This is a genomic window from Halorubrum trueperi (genome assembly GCF_042662525.1).
Taxonomy (GTDB): Archaea; Halobacteriota; Halobacteria; order Halobacteriales; family Haloferacaceae; genus Halorubrum; species Halorubrum trueperi.
In genome coordinates, this window is the sequence record NZ_JBHSXI010000006.1 from 1 (window position 1) to 21,283 (window position 21,283).

Here is a 21,283-nt window from a genome sequence, read left to right on the forward strand (position 1 = left end):
CACCGAACTACCAAAGCTCACATCAGATTCCCGCTTACGCCGGAGCGCAGGGGGCGGAATCCTCATCTTCGCGGATCTGAATGTACCCTTCGAGAGGTCATAAACCCATCGAAGCGTATCAGACCCAGCGAAACCGGGCCGAGTTGAACGGCCCGAATTCGCGGATGCGTTCTTCGCATTAGTCACGATGCCCGGGTTGTATTTAACCCCGTCGAACTATCGACGCCACGTCATGCGGTTTCATGGCGGGGAACTGTGAGCGAGCCCACAGCTCAAGCGGTGTGGACACCTGTCGAAAAAACTCAGACGAGCGTTAGGCTATTCCTCGTCGATATACTCGATACCCTGTTTCGAGACGTTGGCTTTCGTGATGTCGTCGAGGTCGTTGAGCCAGAAGTCGTCTTCTGCATCGTCGACCTCGGGAGCGCTGTCTTTCCACGCCCAACCCTCGTATTCGTGGATCTTCTCCGTCCCCTTCTCGCGGAGGCGGAGCGTGACACGCTCCGCCTCCGCTTCCGAAGGTGCGGGGTCGAGCGTGCGAGCCGCCTTGAGCGCGGCTTGCCGAGGCATGTTGCCGGAAAACTCGCTCGGTTCCGATCCGTCTTCCTCTCGAAGGGCGAAGTTTCGCTTACCGTCTTCACGTACCATGGTTTATCCTCCGTGCGAACCCAGCACACAGTCTGTAATAAATATATCGGGGAAATGAAAGCTGCTCAGCAAAACATTTATATATTAACTCTACAGCGGCTAGCGATTTGGGACCTCGCCGGTCGAACGGGAGATTCTCGCTCGAGGGATTGATGCGATCAGTAGGGTGGCGGCGCGACCCCGATCGGGGCGGTAGTAGCGACATTCCGAGGATGCGAGCGGGGGCTCGGAACGAACCGGGGCCTGAAGGCGGGTTAGTCGGGAAATGCGAGAGCGGTACGAATGCAAAACAGCCGTCCGACGCGTACAGCACGGTTTGTGGAGGAGTTTTGGGAAGAGTTATCGGGTTCGTTTCCCCTGCAGGCCGGGCTTCCTCCGTGCACTTACGTAAACAACACTTATGTGTCTGCTATGGCGAAGTGCGACCAGTACAACCGCGATGGTTCGTAAAAAGAAGCTCAGCCCGAGTGGCGCGAAGGACGACGACGGGGAGTACCACAACGTCCACGTGAACCTCCACGAGGACGAACTCGCCGTCGCCGGCATGGAGATTGGCGACGAGGTGTTCGTTCGGGTCCGAGACGGAAAGATAATCATCCAGAAGGCGGACTCCAGCCCCGAAGATCTCGAACACGACTTCTGAGCCATCCCTCCGTTTTCGACGTCTGTCGTACCGAGGTCCAGCCGAATCGCCGCTTTCTCCAACAATCTCTCGTGTCCACAGGAGAGTCGATGGGGGATACCCTTGGTCGGTCGGCGGATTGATACGCATCCGCGACGAGGCCGAAACGATGGGCGCGTACGATCTGTTGAAACCGGCGCTGTTCGGACTCCCACCGGAGACGGCACACGGACTGACACACCAACTGTTACGAGCCGTACAGGGAACCCCGGCGACGCGACTCCTCAGTAGCCGGTACGTCGTCGACGATCCCCGGCTGGCGGTCGAAGCGTTCGAACGCGACTTCGCGAATCCCGTGGGCATCGCGGCCGGATTCGACAAGAACGCGGAAATCCCGCGAGCGCTCGCAGCCCTCGGGTTCGGGCACGTCGAGATCGGCGGCGTGACGGCCGAACGACAGCCCGGGAACCCGCGACCGCGACTGTTCCGGCTCCGAGAGGACGAGGCGCTGATAAACCGAATGGGGTTCAACAACGAGGGCGCGGACGCCGTCGGTGAACGCCTCGATCGCGAACCGACGCCCGACGTTCCGCTCGGGATCAATATCGGAAAATCGAAGTCGACCCCGCTTTCCGAGGCACCCGACGACTACCTGTACACCTACGAGCGCGTCGCGGGTGCGGGTGATTACTTCGTCGTCAACGTCTCCAGCCCGAACACCCCCGGGCTGCGCGAGCTTCAGAACCGAGACGCGTTAGCTGAGATACTCGGCGGGCTCGTGGACTCGGGTGCAGCCCCCCTCCTCGTGAAGCTCTCGCCCGATCTCCCCGAGCCCGCCGTCGAAGACGCGCTCGGCGTCATCGACGAGCTCGATCTCGACGGCGTCATCGCAACCAACACGACCACGTCGCGACCCGGATCGCTGAAGAGCCCACATCGGGCCGAGCGGGGAGGACTCTCCGGAAAGCCGATCGAGGCTATCGCCACCGATCGAATACGATTCGTCGCCGAACGCACTGACGTTCCGGTAATCGGTGTCGGCGGAATCTCGGACGCGGCCAGCGCCTACGAGAAGATACGGGCTGGTTCGTCGCTCGTGCAGTTGTACACCGGGCTCGTGTACGAGGGACCGGGCCTCGCGCGCGATATCAACGAAGGGATTCTCGACCTGCTCGACCGTGACGGCTTCGACTCGGTGGACGATGCGGTCGGCGCGGATCTCTGACAGGTCCCTCGCCGAGCGGTAGTCCGGGGAGATCGCCGATGGTCAAACGGCCTACGCCTCGTTGCGGACGATGACGACGACGTCGTCGGCCTCCAACAGTTCGCCCTCACCCCGGTACTGCCGCTCCTCCTCGATCGAGAACTCGTCGCCGACGAGCGTGACGTCCGCGACGTGCAGTTCGTCGCCGTCGATCTCGTAGTCCCCCTGGGCGAGCGCAGCCTCGATGTCTCCGACCCGATCACCGTACTTCGGACCGACGGTCGCGTAGTCGAGGTCGATTCCGGTTATCACCGTCTCGACCGGCGCGTCGCCGTCGGGGTGGACCGTGAGATCGGCCACGTGCATCACGCCGGTGATGTCGGCCTCGAAGCCGCGGACGTCGGCGTAAACCTCGACTGCGTCAAGTTCGGCGTTCAGCGGAAGCTGGTTCCCGCTCTTGTACTTCCGGAGGGTGCCGACGACCGATGTGGCCGCCGCGCCCGCGTCGTGGTCCGCGTCGAGTCCGAGGGGCGTCGGCCAGTCGGTGCGGTGGATCGAATCACTCGCCCCGTCGGCGTACATGTCGTGCCACAGTTCTTCCGTGACGTGCGCGAGGAGCGGGGCGAACAGCTTCAAGAAGCGTCGGTGCACCGTCCGGAGCGTGTACGCCGCGGCGTCGTCCTCGCGTTGCTTCGCGATCTCGAGGTAATCGTCACAGAAGGTGTTCCAGAAGAAGCTCCGGAGTTCGTCTCGAGCCTTCGAGAACGCGCGGTTCTCGAACAGTTCGGTGAGGCGATCGATCTCGTCGTCGAGCTCGGCCAGCAGCCACCGATCGAGTTCGCGGAGGTCCCCGTCGGCCGGTGCGTCAGGATACGGCTCCGGAGCCAGCGACTCGACGAGCTTGGAGGCGTTCCACAGCTTTCGGATGAGCTTCTCGCCCGCGCGGAGGTCCTTCTCCTTGAACGGAAAGTCGTCGCCGACGGCGGTGCCGGCGGCCCAGTAACGCGTGGCGTCGACCGGGAATTCCTCCAGCACCGCATCAGGTTCGACGACGTTACCGACGGATTTGGACATCTTCTCGCGGTTCTCGTCGAGGACGTGCCCATTGATCATCGTCTCCTCGAACGGGACCTCACCGGTGTGCTCGTAACACTTGACGAGGGTGTGGAACAGCCAGAAGCTGATGATGTCGTGACCCTGTGGGCGGAGGTCGAATCGATACAGTTCCGGGTGTTCCATCGTGAACTCCTCGGCCACCTCGTCCCAGTCCCAGCCGGCGTTGATGAGCGGTGTCAGACTTGACGTCGCCCACGTATCGAGCACGTCGTCTTCCGGTTCGAACGCGTCGTGGCCGCACTCGGGACAGGCGTCGACCGACGGATCGTCGGAGAGGGGATCGACGGGGAGGTCCGTTTTCTCGGCGACGACGACCTCGCCGCAGTCCTCGCAGTACCACACCGGGAACGGGATGCCCGAGGAGCGCTGTCGAGAGATGAGCCAGTCCCACTGGAGCCCCTCGACCCAGTGTTCGTACCGAGTGAACATCTTCTCGGGGGACCACTCCATCTCCCGACCGATCTCGAGGTACTCGTCGGTCTTGTCGAGCATCTCGATGTACCACTGTTCCGTGACGAGGAATTCGACGCTCGTCCCGCAGCGCTCGTGGACGTTGACCGTGTGCGTGATATCACGGCGGTCGAGCAGCGCGCCCGCGGCGTCTAAGTCCTCGACGATGCTCTCACGAGCCTCGTCGGAGTCCATCCCCTCGTACGCCTCGGCGACCTCGGTCATGTGACCGGATTCGTCGATAGCGACCCGGAGGTCCAGGTCGTGGACCTGGTACCACTCGATGTCGTTCTGGTCGCCGAACGTACAGCACATCACGATCCCGGAGCCGGTCTCCATGTCGACGCGCTCGTCGGCGATGATCGGCACCTCGTGGCCGAATAAGGGGACCTCCGCGGACTCGCCGACGAGGTCCTGATTCTCGTCGTCGTCGGGATGGACGAACACGGCGACGCAGGCCGGGAGGAGCTCCGGACGCGTCGTGGAGATGACGAACTCCTCGCTTGCGGGGGTGTCGTCGCTCGCTCCGCCCCCGACGACGTCGAAGGCGATGTCGTGGAAGTGGCTGGCCTGCTCGTCGTCTTCGGTCTCGACCTGCGAGATCGCCGTCTCGCACTCGGGACACCAGATCGCGGGGGCCTTCTCGCGATACTCGCGTCCCTGCTCGTACAGGTCGACGAACGACAACTGGGAGACGCGCTGGACGCGGGGTTCGATGGTCTGGTACGTGTGGTTCCAGTCGACCGAGACGCCGAGCGACTGGACGTTCTCGGTGAACTGCTCTTCGTACTGCGCGCAGATCTCCCGGCACTTCGCCTGAAACTCGCGGCGCTCGAAGTCCTGGTGGCGGATGTCGAGCTCCTCCTCGGTGAGGCGCTCGGAGGCGATCCCGTTGTCATCGTAACCGAACGGGAAGAACGTCTCGCCGCCGTTCATGCGCTCGAAGCGCGCGACGAAGTCCTGGAGGGTGAAACCGTACAGGTGGCCCATGTGGAGGCTCCCCGATACCGTCGGCGGGGGCGTGTCGATGGAGAAGACGGTGTTCGGATCGACCGGGTCGTCGTCGGGGTAGGCGTACGTCTCCTCGTCGACCCATCGCCGCTGCCACCGCGGCTCGGCGGCGTCCGGGTCGTACTCACCACTGGGCATTTCACGCTCACCTTCCGGCGGTTCCCCCTTAACGGCCTCGGTTGGGTAGGCTCGCTTCGAGAACACGTGCGAGCCACCTGGAACGGCCGTTTATGAATGAACGGACCGGTGGCGTGCCTCCGAGCGGTGGCGCGCCTCCGAGCGGCCGACAGGCCGCGAGGAGCCCGCGAGGGACGGGGCGACTGAAAGGAGCCCCGAGGCTGGGGAGGCGTGAGGCGCGGTCGCTGTGCGGTGCGGGGCGGGGCGGGACTCAAAGGCGCGCAACGAGCCTGCGCGTTCCTCGTAGCTGGGGCTTTGGAGGTGTTCCCCGTCGATCCGCTGTCAACCGTTTATAAGTGAGTGGCTGGGGCTTTGGAGGTGTTCACGGTCGAACTGGTGTCGGCAACCATTTATAAACGAGCGGCCGGGGAGCAGAACCGTTCCGGGGGGCCTCGTCGTCGACGTTATCGATCGCCGGCGACATCGGGGTCGAACACCCGGAACACCGTACACCAGGTCTTAAACCACGTCGTCGAGGTCGTGTTCGGCCGCCATCCGCGACGCCTCCGCGGCGAACCGCTCGATCTCGTCGTCCGGACTCTCCCCGAGCGCGGTCTCGTCGACGTCGCGTCCGGCGGTGATCCCGCCGCCCGTGACGAGTCGCTGCTCGGCCAGTTCCTTCGTGTGCATCCGCTCGCCGTCCTCCGTGGCGTAGGTGAGCCGCACGAGCCCCTTCGAGTCGAACTGTCGATCGACGAGCCAGACCGTGGTCATGCGCGACTATCGAATCCTGCGATGCTTAAAAAGGACGGTCGCGGCGGGTGCCCGTGCGGGGACGTTCTCGATCGCTTCATCGCCTCGTCGCCAGCGCTTTGTACCGCCTCGTCGAACCGGGAGGCATGCGCGTGAAGTTCGACCGCGACACCTGCGTCGGGATGTACCAGTGCGTCGCCGAGTGGGACGCCTTCGAGAAGAACCTGAACGACGGGAAAGCCGACCTCCGGGGGAGCGAGGAGCAAGACGAGGACGTGTTCGTGGTCGACGTGCCGGACGGCGAGGAGTTCGACGCGAAGTTCGCGGCACGGGTCTGCCCGGTCGACGCCATCGAGGTATACGACGACGACGGCGAGCAAGTCGTGTAATAGGACTTGGCGGTGACTGCCTCCAAAGCCCCAGCCGCTTACGTATAAATCGTTGACTCCGCGGTGAACACGTACAAAGCCCCAGCCACGCTCGGCTCCCACAGCTCGCTGCGCTCCTCAGTCGTTCGTTTCACTCACTCCTTGCGGTGCTTGCGTCGCTGGGGTTCGCCGAGCGGGGCTGCCCCTTTGAATCCCACCCCGCACAGCACCTCACACCTCCCTAGCCTCGCGGTTCGCGCTCTTCGCGCGCTCACCGCGTCCCTCGCACGGGCTGGCTCGCGCCCGCGGGGCGCTCGCAGGCGCGCGCCACGGTGAATGAGTAGCGAGCGCGTCGATCCCCGCCCGATATCATTTATAAGCGGTCGGCGAGGTCCTCGGCGAAGTAGGTGATGATCATGTCCGCGCCCGCGCGCTTGAGCGACAGGAGCGACTCGTGGGCGGTTTCGTCCAGGTCGAGCCACCCCTTCTCGGCGGCCGCGTGCAACATCGCGTACTCGCCGGAGACGTTGTACGCGGCGATTGGGTGATCGAACTCCTCGCGGAGGTCGGCGACGACGTCGAGGTAGGGGAGCCCGGGTTTCACCATCAGGACGTCCGCGCCCTCCTCGGCGTCGATCCGGGCCTCGCGGAGCGCCTCCCGGCGGTTCGCCGGATCCATCTGATAGTGCCGGCGGTCGCCGAAGGCGGGCGCGCCGTCGGCGGCGTCGCGGAAGGGGCCGTAGAAGGCCGACTCGTACTTGACGGCGTAGCTCATGAGCGCCACGTCCTCGTAGCCCCCGTCGTCGAGCGCCTCGCGGATGGCGCGGACCTGGCCGTCGGTCATCGCAGAGGGCGCGACCATGTCCGCACCCGCATCCGCCTGCGAGACCGCGGTCCGGGCGAGCAACTCCAGCGTCTCGTCGTTCTTCACGGTGAGCGTCGGGTCCGTCGCCGCCGACTCCTCGATCACGCCGCAGTGTCCGTGGTCGGTGTACTCACAGAGGCAGACGTCACCGATCACGTACGCGTCGGTCTCGGCGGCGATCCGACGGATCGCGCGCTGGACGACGCCGTCCTCGGCGTACGCCCGGCTGCCCTCGGAGTCCTTCGACTCGGGGATTCCGAAGAGGATCACGGCCTCGACGCCGGGCTCCAGAATTTCTTCGACGCGGTCGACGGCCTCGTCCACCGGCACGCGCTCGTGGCCCGGCATCGTCTCGATCGGCACGCGTTCATCTGTCGTGGCGTCGACGAAGACGGGCGCGACGAGATCCGACGCCGACAGCGAGGTCTCGCTGACGAGCGGACGAACGCCGTCGGTCCGGAGGCGTCGCGGCCGGTCGGTGGGGTACATACCTTCGCGTTGGCCCCGAGCGGTCTTTTATGATCCGTCCGCGGCGAAAGGAGGAGCGGGGAACGACGACAGGACGGCGACTCCGACAAGAGTGCGGCGATTTCGATATCGGGAGCGTCGATTCCGTGACAGCGCGGCTACTCCGACGGTTCGATGTCGATCCGATCGCGGAGGGAAGCGAGTTCGTCAGATTCCGCGAGCTCCTCGACGCGCTGCTTGAAGTGATTCTCGCAGAGTCCGACGACCACGCCGCTCTGCTCCGCCTCGTACGTGGCCTCCCGCTCGCAGTAGTGACACCGCATGTCGCCACCTCTATCGGCGTCGGGCTTAACCCTGTTCGTCGATCGGGATGGCGCGATCGCTCCGAGAGGTAGTTCGGACGAAAGGTGGTTCACACCGGGAAGTTCGTGATGGGTTCAAAACGAGATCGGTCCGATCAGGCGACGTCGACCACCGGATCGGGGAGCCGCTCGCGGATCGGCGCGAACGCCTCGGCGGTCACCCCTGCCTCGGCGAGCGTCCGGTCGTGGGCGTCGGTCCCGCCGGTCAGGAGGAGGTCGTCCTCGACGGCGGCGCGCTCGATGCGGGCGTCGTCGACCGCGCGACCGTACGGGTAGAAGCGCTCGATCGCGTCGAGGTCGCGAGCGACGTCGATGGCGGCGTCGACGTCGTCGTAGCGGAACGGATGTGCGAGGCCGACGATCGCGGACGCGTTACGGAGGAGTTCGACCCCGCGCTCCAGGTCGGTCACGTCACGGGCGACGAAGCACGGACCGTCGTTTCCGATCAGTTCGTCGAAGGCGTCGGCGTAGTCGTACGGGGCCGGGGAGTTTTCGATCGCGCGGGCGATGTGCGGGCGTCCGAGCCCCGGACGGGGATCGACGCCGAGTTCGAGACCCAACCGCTCCTCGACAGCGTCGAGGATCGCGGCCCCGCGCCGCTCGCGATCGGTCTGGAGACGCTCGATCTCGGCGTCGAGTTCGGTGGTGTGTTCGACCGCGTAGCCGAGGAGATCGAGTCGTTCGAACCCGGCGTCGACGCGCAGTTCGATCCCTCGAACGACCCGAACCCCGGCGCGCTCGACGACGGCCGCGTCGAGATCCGGATGGATCCGGTCGTGATCCGTGATCGCGACCCAATCGAGTCCGACCTCGCGAGCGACGCCGGCGAGCTCCGCGGCCGTCATCGTCCCGTCGGAGACCGTCGTGTGCGCGTGGAGGTCGGCGACGATCCGGTCCGTATCCATGGAATCCCTTCGACAGCCCCGTACTAAGCGGCGGCGGTCGGCGGTCGGCAGCGGCGGTCGAAGATACCGAACGTCATGAAACATCATGGAATATAATGACGTTTAATGAATGCACCCCGACTAAGGTTGTACATGGACAATCATTAAGAACCGGCGGTGATTTGCAGTAGTTGATGCGCTTGAACAGCGTCGACGATCGACTCGAACGGCACCAATATCCGACGACCTCGGAAGAACTGATCGCGGCCCACGGGAACGCGACCGTAGAGCTCGCCGACGGCTCCGAGCGTCTCGGAGACGTGCTGGAGCGGTTCGGGGACCAGACGTTCGACGACGTCGAGGACGTGTTCACGACGCTCCGGGCCGGCGTCTGTCATCGCGGGATCGGTCGACGGTTCTACTCGGACCGGGACCCGACGACCGACGCCGAGGACGGACCGTCGCCGGTCTCGTTCTGAGCCGTAGTCGGAACGTCCGGTCGTTTTTCGAGAACTTACGTCAGGACCGGCTGGTCTGGCGCGGTCAGTTCCGGAGCCGCTCGGCGGTAGCTACGCGATCTGCAGCTACGCGATCCAATCGATAACGGCCGACAAGTCGAGCGGCACCGACCCCTTTCGATACCCTTCGACATGCCCGTTCGGGCGCGCACGGAGCACGACGGCCGGCCGGTGACGAACGTCGGGAGTGGCCTCGCGGACCGCCGCCCAGTCGTCCGCGGGGAACGACGTGCAGTCGACGAAGAGGATGACGCCGCCGGCGTGAGCCGCCAACTGTCCGCTCGTCTTCGTCTCCGCGGTGTCACGGACGGCCGCGACCGGATCGTTCGCCGATCGGCCGGACACCGGTTGCGGACGGGTCACCTCGACCAGCCAGGCCTCGCCGGTGTGGGGGTCGGTCGCGCGATAGTCGAGCGAGTGACCCGTCGTAACCTCTATCTCAGGGGTCACGTCGTACCCGGCGTCGGTGAGGATCCGCGCCGCGGTGAACTCCGCGATGGTCGCGCTCATTCGCACCAGATCGAGCGACGCCGACGTCCCGAGCTTGCCGGCCATCGTCGCCCGGTACTCGTCGAGCGTCCCCGGACGGAGCGTCTCCTCGACGAATCCCGTTCCCTCGTCCCGACTCGCGTCCGGAAAGCCGGCGGCGTGATCGCGGAAGAACGCCCGCGTCGTTTCCGCGCCGTCTTTCGAACAAAACACCGGGAGGAAGTACCACGAGACGTGCGGGTACGCCGCGAGCCACGGCTCGTCGTCGTGGAGCCCCGCGAGCAGCTCCCGTTGCACCCACCGAGAGACGGGGTACGGAGCCTCGTCGAAGCCGTACTTGTCCGTCCGCCAGAGTTCGCTCGGCGTCTCCGTGTTCCCGATCCAGTAGCCGGCCGGTCCGCCGTCCGCCCCCGGCGGCGGGTCGTCGTCGCGGTCGGTCCAGCAGAACAGCGCGAACGAGCCGTCGTCCATGTCGAACCGTCGAGCCTCGTAACCGGGCGGGGCACCGAACCACGGGGAACCGGCGGTCGCTCCGAGGTTCTCGTCGAGCGGTCGTTCGAGCTGCGATCGGACCCGGTCGGCGCTCCAGCGACCGGACGAGCGCCTGAATCGGAGCGGTTGTGCCACGACCGTGCTACCGCACGCCGGGGTTAATTGGTTCCGGTCGTTCGGGACGGCCCCGTTTCGAATCCGCCTCGACGGTTCATTTCACATATTAGACAGCTTATCGACACATATATGACGGATTGTTTCTAAGTGAGCGTGTACCATGTCAATGGGTGCCTATGACGAGGCCGAACACGAGCGTCGCGAGAAGAAGACCAGTGAAGTCGATGCCGATTTCGACGCCGAGCGGCCGGAGTACTCCGGATCGCTCACGTACGACTCCGGCGACTCCGCGGAGGCACTCCTCGACAAGTTCCAGGAGCTGCAGGGGAAGTGAGCGGAGATCGGACGCCACCATTCTGCTGATCGGACGATTTTCGAAGTTGTTCGAGCGCGTCGCCAGTAGTGCCTGGGCATCGCGATCGCTGGCAACGGAACCACCGCAGCCAACGTAGTCACCGCAGTCATCGCAGTCAACGTAGTCACCGCAGTCAACATAGTCACCGCCGTCGCGAGATCGTGATCGCGGCCGTACAGACGGCCGCAACGGCGAGGACGTGGCCCACGATGGCACCGAGGAGGACCGGATCCGCGAGCAGGAACGGAACGAGCGCCAACTGAAGCCCGGAGAAGGCGACGTTCTCCGCGTCGAGTCGACGGGCACGCGCCGCCTCTGTCTCAGGGAGATCAACGTGAACGGCTCGCCACAGCGCGACGACGGCGCTCCACCAGGAAGTTCCGATCCGGTAGGTGAGATCCCAGAGGATCAAAAGCGTGAGGTAGACGACCGAAAGCGGTGGGCTCGGACCGAATAGGCGATCGAGGAGCGCCCCGTCCCAGCTGATAAGGTATGTCACGAGCGCGATGAACGCGAGGACGCTCAAGACGATTTCAACGCTCGATCCGAACAGCAGTCGCTTGTGCTCGGGCGGTGTCGAGAGGTTTCGATTGATCGCTCCGAGTCGGTGCATCTCGACGCTGCCGGCGGCAGCCACCGCCACGGCGACGGTCCCGGCGAGGACGGCGTCCCACAGCCCGTAGTACCAACCGAGCGCCACCACCCCGATCTCGAACAGGGCGAACTGGATCGCGACCGCGAGTGCGCGTGAGATCCTGATTCCGGGGATGCCACCGACGAGGCTCTCGTACACCCACGTCTCCCCGTAGTTCCGACTCACGACCGACGCTCCTCGTCGGTGACGGGGACATCAGTCGATGCGTCCGCGTTCATGTCGTCGATCGCCCGCGCGACGGCGACCTCGAACGGGGTGGGTTCGACCGCGACGAGATCGCGGATCCGGTCATCCTCGACGATCACGGTGTTACGGAGACCCTCGACGAGTGAACGAGCGAGGTAGGGATTCACATCGGTCACCAGCCGCAGCCACTTCGCCGAGAGCGCCGGGCTCAATACGGGAACCCGAACTATCCACAGTCGATGTCCGAGCTGACGGCGAGTCAGGCGGAGGATCTCCGCGTACGTCAACACGTCCGGGCCGCCGATCTCGAAGGTTTCTCCGGCGGTCTCGGGGACCTCGAGGACGCCCGAGAGGTACGCCACGACGTCGTCGATCGCGATCGGCTGACACAGCGTGTCGACCCACTTCGGCGTCGTCATCACCGGGAGCCGCCGGGCGAGCCCGTAGATGACCTCGAAGCTGGCGCTGCCGTCACCGACGATGATCGCCGCCCTCAGGGTCGTGAGCGACGGGTCACCGGCGGCGAGGAGTCGTTCGACCTCCCGACGGGATCGAAGGTGTTCGGAAAGGCCCTCCCGGTCCTCGCCGAGCCCACCGAGATACACCACCCTGTCGACGCCCGCCGCCGAGGCGGCCTCGGCGAAGTTGCGAGCGCAGTTTCGGTCCCGCTTCTCGTATCCGGGGCCGCCGTCCATCGAGTGGACGAGGTAGTACGCGGCGTCGACGGGTTCGCCGTCCAGTTCGAACGCCGGGGGGAGAGAGTCGGGATCGAGGAGATCGCCCTCGACGACGCGGACGCGCCCTTCGTACCCCTCCGGCGGAGCGTAGCCGTCGGCGTCGCGGACGAGCGAGATCACCCGGTGACCGCGTTCAAGGAGCGCCGGGACCAATCGGCTCCCGACGAATCCCGTGGCTCCGGTGACGAGCACGCGCATACCGATCCATCGGCTGCAGCGACCATAAGACCCTGCCACGGGGACCGCTCCCGAGACGAAGAGAAACTCGCGAGCAACTGGGGAGAAGCGAAGCTCGCGCGAGAATTGGGAGAAGCGGAGCAAACCGAGCCGGTACCGATTGGTAAAAGGGATCCCGCATCAGTGGGTGCGACATGCACGCTGGCGAGTTCGAACCGGTTCGCGGGGTCGCGGACCTGTACGTCCACGACACCGGGATGTTCGACACCGACGAGTACGGAGCCGTGTACGTGTACGACGCGGAGCGCCCGATCGTGATCGACACCGGCACGGGCGCGAACCGTGAGGCCCTGTTTGAGACGATCGACGAGATCGGGATCGGTCGCGAGGAACTGGAGTGGATCCTCCCGACGCACGCGCACCTCGACCACGCGGGCGGGGCGGGACACCTCGCGGAGCGCTACCCGAACGCCGAGGTCCTCGTCCCCGAGAAGGGCGTGAGACACCTCGTCGATCCGGGAGCGCTCGTCGCCGGAACGAAATCCGCGGTCGAAGAGCAGTGGCGGTACTACGACGATCCCGCACCGGTCCCCGAAGACCGGATACGCGGGCTCGCGGAGGGTGATCGCATCGATCTCGGCGACCGAGAACTCGTGGTGTACGAAGCGCCCGGGCACGCGCCGCATCACGCGGTGTTCCACGACCCCGACGCCGACGTCGTCTTCGCGGCCGATGCTGCGGGGATCTACGTCCCCGAGACCGGCGACGTACTGGCGACGAGCCCGCCGCCGCAGTTCGATCTCGATCAGTGTCTCGCGGACATCCGAACCGTCGAGGATCTCGACCCCGAGTACCTGTGTTACGGTCACTTCGGACCGCGCGAGTACGAGCCGGAACTGGCCGGTGAGGCGAAACGCGCGTACGTGGAGTGGGTCGAGGCGATCCGGGCGAAGCGCGAAGAGCTGGGCGACGACGACGCCATCGTCGACCACTTCGAGACGGCGAGCCGAGACGCCGAGTACTGGAACCCGGAGCGCGCCCGGGCCAACGCGAGCCTGAACGCGCGCGGCGTCTTGGCGTACCTCGATTACATCGACGACGGGGAGTGAACGGCGTCGGTTGAGGGAACGACGTCGACGGAGAGCGAACGACGTCGACGGAAACGACCTAAACCCCACGTCGCGTAGGACTGCACAGAGATGGGTATCTTCGATACGATCCGCGCCGTGCTCGGAACGAGCGCCGAAACGGACGCGACCCGCGACGCGGACCCCGAGGACCTCTTCGGGATGTCGACCGCGTACATGACGATGGAGGCCGACCTCGGCTACGACCACTGCGGCGAGGCCGCCCTGTGCTTCTCTGGCGTCGACAGCACCCGGTTCGACGACGCCGTCGAGACGGTGGAGGCCATCCTCGAAGCCGGGGAGGTCGACACCGGAACCGGGTTTCATCGCCACGAGGACGACCACGGCTACCAGTGGTTCGTGCTCGAGGACGACGATCCGGAGGATCTCGTGACGAGCGTCCACTTCGCTGCCGACCAGTTCATCGAGGAGGGATTCGGCTCGCGACTGCTCGCCGCGGTGTTCGGATTCGAGGGATCGGACGGCGACGCCTACTGGATCTACTCGTTCCGGCGCGGAGCGTACTACCCGTTCGCCCCGAAGGGTTCAGACGACCGAAACCAACGGATCGAGTTCAAGCTCCGATCGGTTCTCGACGGGGAACTCGGCGTCGAGGACGACGAGTCCTACTGGTATCCGCTGTGGCCCGACACGCCGGGAGATCACCCGTGGGAGTGACCCGATGTGCGAGAGGGGATCGGTGACCGAACCGCTCGATTCAGGGGAGTACGCGGGGCGGGACGCGCCGCGGAAGCGCCTCCTCCGGTCCGTCGCGGTGCAGGCGGCCGCGTTGACCGCGGCGGTCCACCTCCTGTGGGCCTGGCCGCGGCTCGGCGATCCGCCGGATCCGCGTCCGTACGCGTTCCTGCTCGGAGCGGCGGTGACCGTCGCGGTCGCGGTCGCGACGCTGCGTGCGGACGAGTACCGCCGTCTGTACGCACTCGGAGCCGGGACGCTCCTCGCGTTTCTCGTCGGCTTCCTCGGCTGGCACGGGGGGAGTGCACAGTCGGCGCTCGCCGGCGATCCGCTGGCGATCGTCGCGGTGGGAGCGGAAGTTGTCGGCATTGTGGCGTTCCTCGCGCTGTACCGATTCGCGCCGCCGACGAGCGCGGTCGTCGAACGACAGAATAACAGCGAGACGAATGGCGACGGCGAAGCGAGTGGCGACGGCGAAACGAATAGAGACGACGTCGCGGTCGACGAGCGAACCACCGCCGACAACGAGGGTGAAAGCTCGTGAGCGACACGTACCTGACGGTCGGAGAGTCCGCGACGGCGACGTTCGAGGTTCAGGGCTCGCAGTTTCTCGGTCACGTCGCCCCGGTCGACACCGTTTCGGCGGCCGAGGCATTCATTGGACGCGTCGAGACCGAGTACGACGACGCGACTCACAACGTTCCGGCGTACCGAGTCCCGGCGGGAGACGCCTCCGAACGAACGCCTGACGGTGAGGTCATGCTTCGCGAGTACGCGTCCGACGACGGCGAACCGTCCGGTTCGGCCGGGAAGCCGGCGCTCAACGTCCTCCAGCAGCGGGAGATCCGAAACGTCGTCGCGGTGGTGACACGGTACCACGGCGGGCCGAATCTGGGCGTCGGTGGTCTCGCACGCGCGTACTCGCGAGCGGTGAAAGACGGCGTCGACGAGGCGGGCGTGATCGAGGAACGCCCGCACCGACGGCTGATCGTCGGAACCGGGTACGACGACTCCGGGACCGTTCGCGGGGTGATCGAGTCGTCCGGCGTCGAGTTCGACGCCGATTACGACGAGCGCGTTCGATTCGAGCTTCGCGTACCGGTGAGCGAGGTAACCGACCTTGTCGAGCGGCTCAACAGCGCGACGAGCGGTCGAGTCGATATCGACCGGTAGTCAACCTCGACCGATGGTCGACGCTCGGCGGCTGGTCGGGCGACGATCGGGTTCGGGTTTCCTGCGCCGGTGCGCCCACCTCGCCCTACGCGAACTTCCGGACGGTCATGTCGAGCGTGTCGAGATCAAGGATGGGCGCGTACCCGGCGTCCGGGTCGATATTGACGGATTTCTGGAAATCGGTCTGCGCCTGCCAACAGCCGGAGTTGACCGCGAGGACGTTGTGGTACTTCCCCCAGCCGAGCTTGTGGACGTGGCCGGTGTGGAACACGTCCGGGACGTTCTCGATGACGAGGTAGTCGCGATCCTCGGGGGCGACGCGGGTGTGACCCCCGAACTGCGGCGCGACGTGACGTTTTTTCAGTAGCTGGTACATCGCTTTGTGCGGCTCGTCGTAGTTCGCCTTCTCCTCGGGGAGCTCCGCGATCACCTCGTCGAGCGAGACGCCGTGGTACATCAGCACCTCGACGCCCTCGACGCTGACGGTGGCCGGGTTCGAGACAATCTGCGCGTCGTGGACGTCCATGATGGAGCGGATCTCGTCGTTGAATCCCGGCTGGGGCTCCGCGAGTCGGACCGCGTCGTGGTTGCCCGGGATCATCACGATCTCGGTGTCTCCGGGGACCTCCTTGAGGTGCTCCGCGAACGCCTCGTACTGGTCGTAGATGTCGACGATCTCCAACTCCTCGTCCTGGTCCGGGTAGACGCCGACGCCCTCGACCATGTCACCGGCGAGCAAGATGTACTCGACCGGCTCCGCTTCGGGCGTGTGGAGCCAGTCCGTGAACCGGCTCCACGCGTCTTGCATGAACTCGTCGCTGCCGACGTGAACGTCGGAGATGAGCGCGGCCTGGACGTGGCGGTCGGCCCCGCCGGTTCTATGGGTTCTCGGGATATCGGGGAAGTGTAACGAGTCGGCAAAGAGGATCCCCGAGTCGTCCGCGAGCGTTCCCTCGACGGCGACGCACTCGTCCATCAGGATCTCGTCGACGACGTCCGCGAGCCCCTTGTCCTTCATGACGAGAGCGGGGAACGTGCCGGTCGTGTCCTCCAGTTCGACGAGCCAGTGACCGGACTTCGTCGATCTGACGTCGTTTACGAGCCCGATCATCTCGGCGTCGCTCCCACCGGGCATGTCGGCGATCGCATCTGCGGGACGGTGGTTAACGCGTCCGCGGAGTAGTTTCGAAAGTCGCTCGTAGCGATCGCGGAACGTCCGGACGAAGTCGTCGTACTCACCGGTTCCGGTGCTTCGACCGGTCATGTCGTTGCCGACCGTCAGCTCGCGCCGATCCGGATCGCGGACGTGATCGATAGCGTCGGCGTCGGCGTGAGTGGTGTTGGCGTGAGCGGTGTTGGCGTCGGCGTGAGTGGTGCGGAAATCAGTACCGGAATCGGCCGTTGACTCGACGGTAGCGGGGTTCGGTGAATCCGGGTACGACCCCTTCGTTTCGACTGGAGATCGATCGTCCGATTTCGAGGAGACGGGATCGTCTCCGCCGTGCTGAGAAGGTGACGAACCGTCACTCGAGTCGCTATCTTCGAACGGTTCGGCGTCGGTGACCGCGCGAACGTGTTCGGCGGTGATTCGGAGGGCATCGTCGGGCGCTCCGTCGACCGCAGAATCGAGGGCGGCAGCGGAGTCGGACGCGGTCGCCAGCAGGGTGACCGCCTCGCGTTCGGCGTTATATCCCCGTCTCGCGAGTTCCTTGACGATTCGGGCGTTCGACTCCAGTGGCACGACAGTCGAAACGGCGGTGTGACTCAAAACGGTTCCGGAGCCCGGAGCGATCGCCGCGGGAACAGTCAAATCCAGGACCCGGAAGCTTATGACTGAAACCCGTCAATCCGAAGGTAATGGACGAAGGGGATCGGCCGAGACCGGACGACGAACTCTCCGAAGAAACCGATCCGACGGCCAGCGACGACCCGGAAGCGACCGAGGACGACGAACGGACCGGCGAGAACGATGATCCTCAAACGAAATCGGCCGGCTCGAACGACTTCGAGACCGACTCGAACGACTTCGAGACTGACTCGAACGACTTTGAGACTGACCCGGACCCCCTCAACGGCCGCGAGAAATCACATCGCGAGGCAGAATTCGACGAACCGAATGAGTTGGATACGAACGACAGCGGGGACGAAACGACCGCCGGATCGGCCGCAGAAGTGTCCGTGGATCTCGGTCCGGATCACAAGACCGGTCCGCCGGAATCCGTGAGCGGAGGGGCCGTCGAAGAATGCGTCGAGGTGGACGAAACACCGAACGGAAGGGGTGAATCCGGTGGCGATCGGAGTCTCCTGTACCGCTTCCGCCACGACAGGGAAGGGGCGTTGATGTGGATCCGCGAGATGCTCTCCAGCGTCGCCATCGTGCTCGTGATCGGGCTGATTCTGTTCGGCGTCAGCGGCGTGTGGCCGCCGATGGTCGCCGTCGAGTCCGGGAGCATGGAGCCGAACATGGAAGTCGGCGATCTCGTTTTCGTCACGGAACCGGGGCGGCTTGCGCCCGACGCCGCCGACAACGACGTCGGAGTAGTGACTCACGAGATCGGAGAGTCCGTCGATTACCGAACGTTCGGGTCATACGGATCGGTCGTGATCTACCGGCCGCCCGGTCGAACGGCATCCCCGATCATCCACCGGGCAATGTTTCACGTCGAAGCGGGAGAGAACTGGTACGACCGTGCGGACGGCGAGTATCACGACGCCGCAAGTTGTGACGAACTGCGGAACTGTCCCGCTCCGCACGACGGGTACATCACGCTCGGCGACAACAACGGCGCGTACGACCAAGCAAGGGGGCTGTCCGAGCCGGTCAAACCCGAGTGGGTGACGGGCGTGGCGCGAGTACGCGTGCCGTACCTCGGATACGTCCGGCTGATCGCGACGGGGCAGGCGGAACCGGGCGACGTGATCGATGCGGCCCTCGGAACGGTGACCTACGGGCCGTTCGGAAACGGTGTCGTTTCGGGTGGAACTGAGATCGGTGGTGTTCCGTAGATGCGCGAATAGTGGGAATCTTCGGGTTTTTGTTACTACGATGACGAGCGAGTACCGGAGTCGAAATCATGGTCGAAACGGAGACCGTCGCTGTCAGTTGTCGAATCTCGCCTGGACGAACGGTTGGGCGTTTTCGATGTCGCCGAGACGAGAATCGGAGAGGAGGACCGCCTCCGTTTCCTCGACGGGGACCGATAGACCCATCTCCTTCGTGCGGCCGTAGCGGCCCTTCGAGACGACGACGGCGTTGACGATTCCCAGCATGTCGAGTTCGCTGATGAGGTCGGTGACCCGTCGCTGAGTGAGCACGTCGGCGTCGATCTCCTCGCATAGACGTTTGTAGATGTTGAACACCTCGCCAGTGTTGATGTTGTGAACCCCGTTCTTTTCGAGTAAGATAACCGCGAAGAGGACGATTTTGCTCTGAGTCGGGAGGGTCCGGACCACCTCGACGACGCGGTCGAGTTCGATTTTGTCCTGCGCCTGTCGGACGTGCTTTTCGGCGACGATCTCCGCCTGCGACCGTTCGGCGAGCTCGCCCGCGGTGCGAAGGAGATCGAGCGCGCGACGGGCGTCGCCGTGCTCCTGCGCGGCAAACGCCGCACAAAGGGGGATCACGTCGTCCGTGAGGGCGTCCTGTTTGAACGCGATGTCCGCACGGTGCTGGAGGATGTCGCGAAGCTGGTTTGCATCGTACGGAGGGAAGACGATCTCCTCCTCTCCGAGGCTCGATTTGACCCGAGGATCGAGGAAGTCGGTGAATTTCAGGTCGTTCGAGATCCCCATGATGGAGATACGAGATCGGTTGAGCTCGGAGTTCATTCGCGAGAGGTTATAGAGCGTGTCGTCGCCGCTTTTCTCGACGAGCTTGTCGATCTCGTCGAGCATTATCACGACCACGCGTTCGTGGTAATCGACCGCCTCGAAGAACGTGGTATAAACCCGGTCCGTCGGCCACCCGGTCATCGGAACTTCCTCCATTTCCTCGGCGTCGGCTTCGAGCTCTTCGATGCGCTCATCGAGGTCGTCGAGTGTTTCGAACTCGGTGTCGGCGAGCGCGTCGCGACCTTCGATCGGACCGTCATCATCGACCGTACGGTCATCAGCGGACGTTTCCAGATCATCGTCGGCCGCAGAGCGAAGGTTTCGGAGTTGGTCGAGCTGTTCCGCGATGACCTGTTGGTTCTTCTCGATGAACGTGTTGGCGAGTTGGGCAAGGACCCTGTACTGCGTGTCGGTCACCTCGCAGTTGATGTACTCGACCTCACACGGGACGTCGTACTTCTGTGACGTCGATTCGAGTTCTTGGGAAACGAATTTCGCGGAGGCCGTCTTTCCAGTTCCCGTTTTTCCGTAGATGAGTATGTTGGACGGCGTCTCCCCGCGAAGCGCGGAGACGAGTATCGTCGCCATCCGGTTGATCTGGTCGTTTCGATGTGGAAGTTCGTGAGGCGTGTAGGAGGGACGGAGGACCTCTTTGTTTTCGAATATCGGCTCGCCTGAGAGCAGATCGTCGAACAGCCCCTGATTGTCTCCGTCATCGTCGAGGACGACACCGTCGAAGTCAACATCGGGAGACGAGCGGTCTCGTCCTCCGCTTCCGACATCGACATTCGAGTCGATGCGGTCGGAAGCCGGTTCGACGGTACCAGAATGGGAAGAGTCGGAGACGTCGGCGTCCGCAAGGGTATCAGTGTCGGTGAGGCCGTCAGAAGTGGAGTCCTCGGTTGACCCCTCATCGAGTGAATCGTCCGATTCAGACGGAGTCTCGGCCGATGCCGGTTCACTGGTATTACCGTCGGCTACGGACGGGTTACTGTCACTCCCGTCGCTGTCTTCCGATTCGTCCGTCTGCGATGTGTGCTCGCCTTCGTCCATGTGAACCCCCTTATTTCAGGTGGAGAACCCTCGCACGGGAACGAGGATGTATTGTATCCTGCCCTGAAACGTCGACATTCGCCAGTTTGGGTCGGAGGATACGTCCAGTTGATGCAGTCGAACCAGATGAAGAGGTGGTACAAAAGTGTTGCTCTCCAGACCCGAAACGAAGCGGGACGGTTCACGTACTGCTTCCGCGTAGATGCGTGAGTAGCCCCCTCGCTGTTTGCTACGGGACTCGTGTTCGATTGGCACTACTTCTAGAACTAATGCTATTTAATTCTATTACTGAGTTATCACAATACTTCAGCCATTACGGACGGGTATCACTCCATTCTCCAGTATATACATTCACATGCGTTCACGTATACGCCAATACGCCAGTCTCGACAACTCGTCTCATCCGTTCTTCACCACGATTTATTGTTAGTTAATCGAGATTATCTCGTTGTCCCCCTCCCTCAGCCCTCCCCTAACCCTCCAACCCTCCAACCCCCCAACCCCTTCGTTTCGGGTGGAACAGAGTTCTGATGGATGGGGAAAAACCGGAACCCGCATTGTATTCACACGGGTTTTATATACAATGGAATCTAACAGTACCCTTGATAATACTCTCTCTATTATTTTGCAGGGGTTTGTGGTTCATTTATAGATCTACATATACTCATTCAAACTATAGCTGTCACCATCCCCGCACCATCCCCGCACCGTTACCGTCTCCAGTCGAAACAAAGGGGTGGGGGACGAAGAACGAGTTTGATTCAGAATACGATTCGTGGCATGAATCGACCTGCCAGAGAAGAACGAAC

The 21,283-nt window shown here is 64.0% G+C and carries 21 protein-coding genes; 10 read left to right on the top strand and 11 right to left on the bottom strand.

The annotated features are described in order from the left end of the window. Positions 1 to 318: 318 nt before the first annotated feature. The gene (locus ACFQEY_RS05880; protein WP_379765751.1) at positions 319 to 648 is read right to left on the bottom strand and encodes a non-histone chromosomal MC1 family protein; all 330 of its coding nucleotides are present in this window, start codon (positions 646 to 648) and stop codon (positions 319 to 321) included. Between the two features lie 439 nt (positions 649 to 1,087). Here ACFQEY_RS05880 and ACFQEY_RS05885 point away from each other — a divergent pair, with 439 nt between their 5' ends. After that, positions 1,088 to 1,291 (top strand): AbrB/MazE/SpoVT family DNA-binding domain-containing protein, encoded by a 204-nt coding sequence (locus ACFQEY_RS05885; protein WP_050024870.1) that lies wholly within the window; start codon positions 1,088 to 1,090, stop codon positions 1,289 to 1,291. Between the two features lie 148 nt (positions 1,292 to 1,439). Continuing rightward, positions 1,440 to 2,495 carry a quinone-dependent dihydroorotate dehydrogenase gene (locus tag ACFQEY_RS05890; protein WP_379765755.1) on the top strand — a complete coding sequence of 352 codons (1,056 nt, stop codon included), beginning with the start codon at positions 1,440 to 1,442 and terminating at the stop codon, positions 2,493 to 2,495. 51 nt (positions 2,496 to 2,546) lie between these two features. Here the strand turns inward: ACFQEY_RS05890 and ACFQEY_RS05895 are convergent, their stop codons facing one another. Together ACFQEY_RS05895 and ACFQEY_RS05900 are read right to left on the bottom strand one after the other, a co-directional pair. Further along, positions 2,547 to 5,189, bottom strand: coding sequence for a valine--tRNA ligase (locus ACFQEY_RS05895; RefSeq protein ID WP_379765758.1), 2,643 nt, complete (start codon positions 5,187 to 5,189; stop codon positions 2,547 to 2,549). Positions 5,190 to 5,687: 498 nt separating this feature from the next. Next, a complete protein-coding gene (locus ACFQEY_RS05900; protein WP_379765761.1) occupies positions 5,688 to 5,942 on the bottom strand; it encodes a DUF7967 family protein in 255 nt (84 codons plus the stop codon). Between the two features lie 125 nt (positions 5,943 to 6,067). On the opposite strand from ACFQEY_RS05900, the gene ACFQEY_RS05905 reads away from it, so the two are divergent. After that, complete coding sequence (locus tag ACFQEY_RS05905; RefSeq protein ID WP_379765764.1) at positions 6,068 to 6,310, top strand: ferredoxin; 243 nt, start codon at positions 6,068 to 6,070, stop codon at positions 6,308 to 6,310. A 352-nt stretch (positions 6,311 to 6,662) separates the two neighbouring features. Here ACFQEY_RS05905 and hemB read toward each other — a convergent pair whose 3' ends face one another. The 3 genes from hemB to ACFQEY_RS05920 form a co-directional block, all read right to left on the bottom strand. After that, a complete protein-coding gene (hemB, locus tag ACFQEY_RS05910; protein ID WP_379765767.1) occupies positions 6,663 to 7,643 on the bottom strand; it encodes a porphobilinogen synthase in 981 nt (326 codons plus the stop codon). 137 nt (positions 7,644 to 7,780) lie between these two features. Further along, on the bottom strand, positions 7,781 to 7,945 hold the full coding sequence (locus tag ACFQEY_RS05915; protein WP_379765770.1) for a DUF6757 family protein: 165 nt from the start codon (positions 7,943 to 7,945) through the stop codon (positions 7,781 to 7,783). Between the two features lie 134 nt (positions 7,946 to 8,079). Continuing rightward, complete coding sequence (locus tag ACFQEY_RS05920) at positions 8,080 to 8,889, bottom strand: PHP domain-containing protein (protein ID WP_379765773.1); 810 nt, start codon at positions 8,887 to 8,889, stop codon at positions 8,080 to 8,082. Positions 8,890 to 9,062: 173 nt separating this feature from the next. Between ACFQEY_RS05920 and ACFQEY_RS05925 the strand changes: the two genes are divergently transcribed. Continuing rightward, positions 9,063 to 9,347, top strand: coding sequence for a DUF5789 family protein (locus ACFQEY_RS05925; RefSeq protein WP_379765776.1), 285 nt, complete (start codon positions 9,063 to 9,065; stop codon positions 9,345 to 9,347). Positions 9,348 to 9,452: 105 nt separating this feature from the next. Here ACFQEY_RS05925 and ACFQEY_RS05930 read toward each other — a convergent pair whose 3' ends face one another. Continuing rightward, complete coding sequence (locus tag ACFQEY_RS05930; protein WP_379765778.1) at positions 9,453 to 10,502, bottom strand: DUF5784 family protein; 1,050 nt, start codon at positions 10,500 to 10,502, stop codon at positions 9,453 to 9,455. A 148-nt stretch (positions 10,503 to 10,650) separates the two neighbouring features. Here ACFQEY_RS05930 and ACFQEY_RS05935 point away from each other — a divergent pair, with 148 nt between their 5' ends. Next, positions 10,651 to 10,818, top strand: coding sequence for a DUF5786 family protein (locus ACFQEY_RS05935; protein ID WP_379766068.1), 168 nt, complete (start codon positions 10,651 to 10,653; stop codon positions 10,816 to 10,818). 163 nt (positions 10,819 to 10,981) lie between these two features. Here the strand turns inward: ACFQEY_RS05935 and ACFQEY_RS05940 are convergent, their stop codons facing one another. Then, positions 10,982 to 11,659: a DUF7530 family protein gene (locus tag ACFQEY_RS05940; protein WP_379765781.1), complete on the bottom strand. Its 678-nt coding sequence runs from the start codon at positions 11,657 to 11,659 to the stop codon at positions 10,982 to 10,984. After that, positions 11,656 to 12,615 carry an NAD(P)H-binding protein gene (locus ACFQEY_RS05945; RefSeq protein ID WP_379765784.1) on the bottom strand — a complete coding sequence of 320 codons (960 nt, stop codon included), beginning with the start codon at positions 12,613 to 12,615 and terminating at the stop codon, positions 11,656 to 11,658. The genes ACFQEY_RS05940 and ACFQEY_RS05945 overlap by 4 nt, the downstream gene beginning before the upstream one ends. Positions 12,616 to 12,788: 173 nt before the next feature. On the opposite strand from ACFQEY_RS05945, the gene ACFQEY_RS05950 reads away from it, so the two are divergent. The 4 genes from ACFQEY_RS05950 (at position 12,789) to ACFQEY_RS05965 (ending at position 15,590) form a co-directional block, all read left to right on the top strand. After that, on the top strand, positions 12,789 to 13,703 hold the full coding sequence (locus ACFQEY_RS05950; protein ID WP_379765787.1) for an MBL fold metallo-hydrolase: 915 nt from the start codon (positions 12,789 to 12,791) through the stop codon (positions 13,701 to 13,703). Between the two features lie 90 nt (positions 13,704 to 13,793). Next, positions 13,794 to 14,399 (top strand): PspA-associated protein PspAB, encoded by a 606-nt coding sequence (gene pspAB / locus ACFQEY_RS05955; protein ID WP_379765790.1) that lies wholly within the window; start codon positions 13,794 to 13,796, stop codon positions 14,397 to 14,399. Between the two features lie 4 nt (positions 14,400 to 14,403). After that, entirely contained in the window at positions 14,404 to 14,961 is a 558-nt protein-coding gene (locus tag ACFQEY_RS05960; RefSeq protein WP_379765793.1) for a hypothetical protein, read from the top strand. Further along, positions 14,958 to 15,590: an IMPACT family protein gene (locus ACFQEY_RS05965; protein ID WP_379765796.1), complete on the top strand. Its 633-nt coding sequence runs from the start codon at positions 14,958 to 14,960 to the stop codon at positions 15,588 to 15,590. Before ACFQEY_RS05960 ends, ACFQEY_RS05965 begins: the two co-directional genes overlap by 4 nt. 85 nt (positions 15,591 to 15,675) lie before the next feature. On the opposite strand, the gene ACFQEY_RS05970 is transcribed toward ACFQEY_RS05965, so the two are convergent. Next, entirely contained in the window at positions 15,676 to 17,331 is a 1,656-nt protein-coding gene (locus ACFQEY_RS05970) for a DNA-directed DNA polymerase II small subunit (protein ID WP_379765799.1), read from the bottom strand. Positions 17,332 to 17,447: 116 nt separating this feature from the next. On the opposite strand from ACFQEY_RS05970, the gene ACFQEY_RS05975 reads away from it, so the two are divergent. Further along, positions 17,448 to 18,596, top strand: a complete 1,149-nt coding sequence (locus ACFQEY_RS05975) for a S24/S26 family peptidase (protein ID WP_379765802.1) — start codon at positions 17,448 to 17,450, stop codon at positions 18,594 to 18,596. Positions 18,597 to 18,689: 93 nt separating this feature from the next. Here ACFQEY_RS05975 and ACFQEY_RS05980 read toward each other — a convergent pair whose 3' ends face one another. Next, the gene (locus tag ACFQEY_RS05980) at positions 18,690 to 20,474 is read right to left on the bottom strand and encodes a Cdc6/Cdc18 family protein (RefSeq protein ID WP_379765806.1); all 1,785 of its coding nucleotides are present in this window, start codon (positions 20,472 to 20,474) and stop codon (positions 18,690 to 18,692) included. Positions 20,475 to 21,283: the final 809 nt, after the last annotated feature.

What these genes read in the sequence shown, in the direction of transcription:
- ACFQEY_RS05980 (WP_379765806.1), bottom strand. Translation starts at nt 20,474, where the DNA reads ATGGACGAAGGCGAGCACACATCGCAGACGGACGAATCGGAAGACAGC.
- ACFQEY_RS05975 (WP_379765802.1), top strand. Translation starts at nt 17,448, where the DNA reads ATGGACGAAGGGGATCGGCCGAGACCGGACGACGAACTCTCCGAAGAA.
- ACFQEY_RS05915 (WP_379765770.1), bottom strand. Translation starts at nt 7,945, where the DNA reads ATGCGGTGTCACTACTGCGAGCGGGAGGCCACGTACGAGGCGGAGCAG.
- hemB (WP_379765767.1), bottom strand. Translation starts at nt 7,643, where the DNA reads ATGTACCCCACCGACCGGCCGCGACGCCTCCGGACCGACGGCGTTCGT.
- ACFQEY_RS05890 (WP_379765755.1), top strand. Translation starts at nt 1,440, where the DNA reads ATGGGCGCGTACGATCTGTTGAAACCGGCGCTGTTCGGACTCCCACCG.
- ACFQEY_RS05925 (WP_379765776.1), top strand. Translation starts at nt 9,063, where the DNA reads ATGCGCTTGAACAGCGTCGACGATCGACTCGAACGGCACCAATATCCG.
- pspAB (WP_379765790.1), top strand. Translation starts at nt 13,794, where the DNA reads ATGGGTATCTTCGATACGATCCGCGCCGTGCTCGGAACGAGCGCCGAA.
- ACFQEY_RS05880 (WP_379765751.1), bottom strand. Translation starts at nt 648, where the DNA reads ATGGTACGTGAAGACGGTAAGCGAAACTTCGCCCTTCGAGAGGAAGAC.
- ACFQEY_RS05920 (WP_379765773.1), bottom strand. Translation starts at nt 8,889, where the DNA reads ATGGATACGGACCGGATCGTCGCCGACCTCCACGCGCACACGACGGTC.
- ACFQEY_RS05905 (WP_379765764.1), top strand. Translation starts at nt 6,068, where the DNA reads ATGCGCGTGAAGTTCGACCGCGACACCTGCGTCGGGATGTACCAGTGC.
- ACFQEY_RS05935 (WP_379766068.1), top strand. Translation starts at nt 10,651, where the DNA reads ATGGGTGCCTATGACGAGGCCGAACACGAGCGTCGCGAGAAGAAGACC.
- ACFQEY_RS05950 (WP_379765787.1), top strand. Translation starts at nt 12,789, where the DNA reads ATGCACGCTGGCGAGTTCGAACCGGTTCGCGGGGTCGCGGACCTGTAC.
- ACFQEY_RS05900 (WP_379765761.1), bottom strand. Translation starts at nt 5,942, where the DNA reads ATGACCACGGTCTGGCTCGTCGATCGACAGTTCGACTCGAAGGGGCTC.
- ACFQEY_RS05895 (WP_379765758.1), bottom strand. Translation starts at nt 5,189, where the DNA reads ATGCCCAGTGGTGAGTACGACCCGGACGCCGCCGAGCCGCGGTGGCAG.
- ACFQEY_RS05885 (WP_050024870.1), top strand. Translation starts at nt 1,088, where the DNA reads ATGGTTCGTAAAAAGAAGCTCAGCCCGAGTGGCGCGAAGGACGACGAC.
- ACFQEY_RS05960 (WP_379765793.1), top strand. Translation starts at nt 14,404, where the DNA reads ATGTGCGAGAGGGGATCGGTGACCGAACCGCTCGATTCAGGGGAGTAC.
- ACFQEY_RS05945 (WP_379765784.1), bottom strand. Translation starts at nt 12,615, where the DNA reads ATGCGCGTGCTCGTCACCGGAGCCACGGGATTCGTCGGGAGCCGATTG.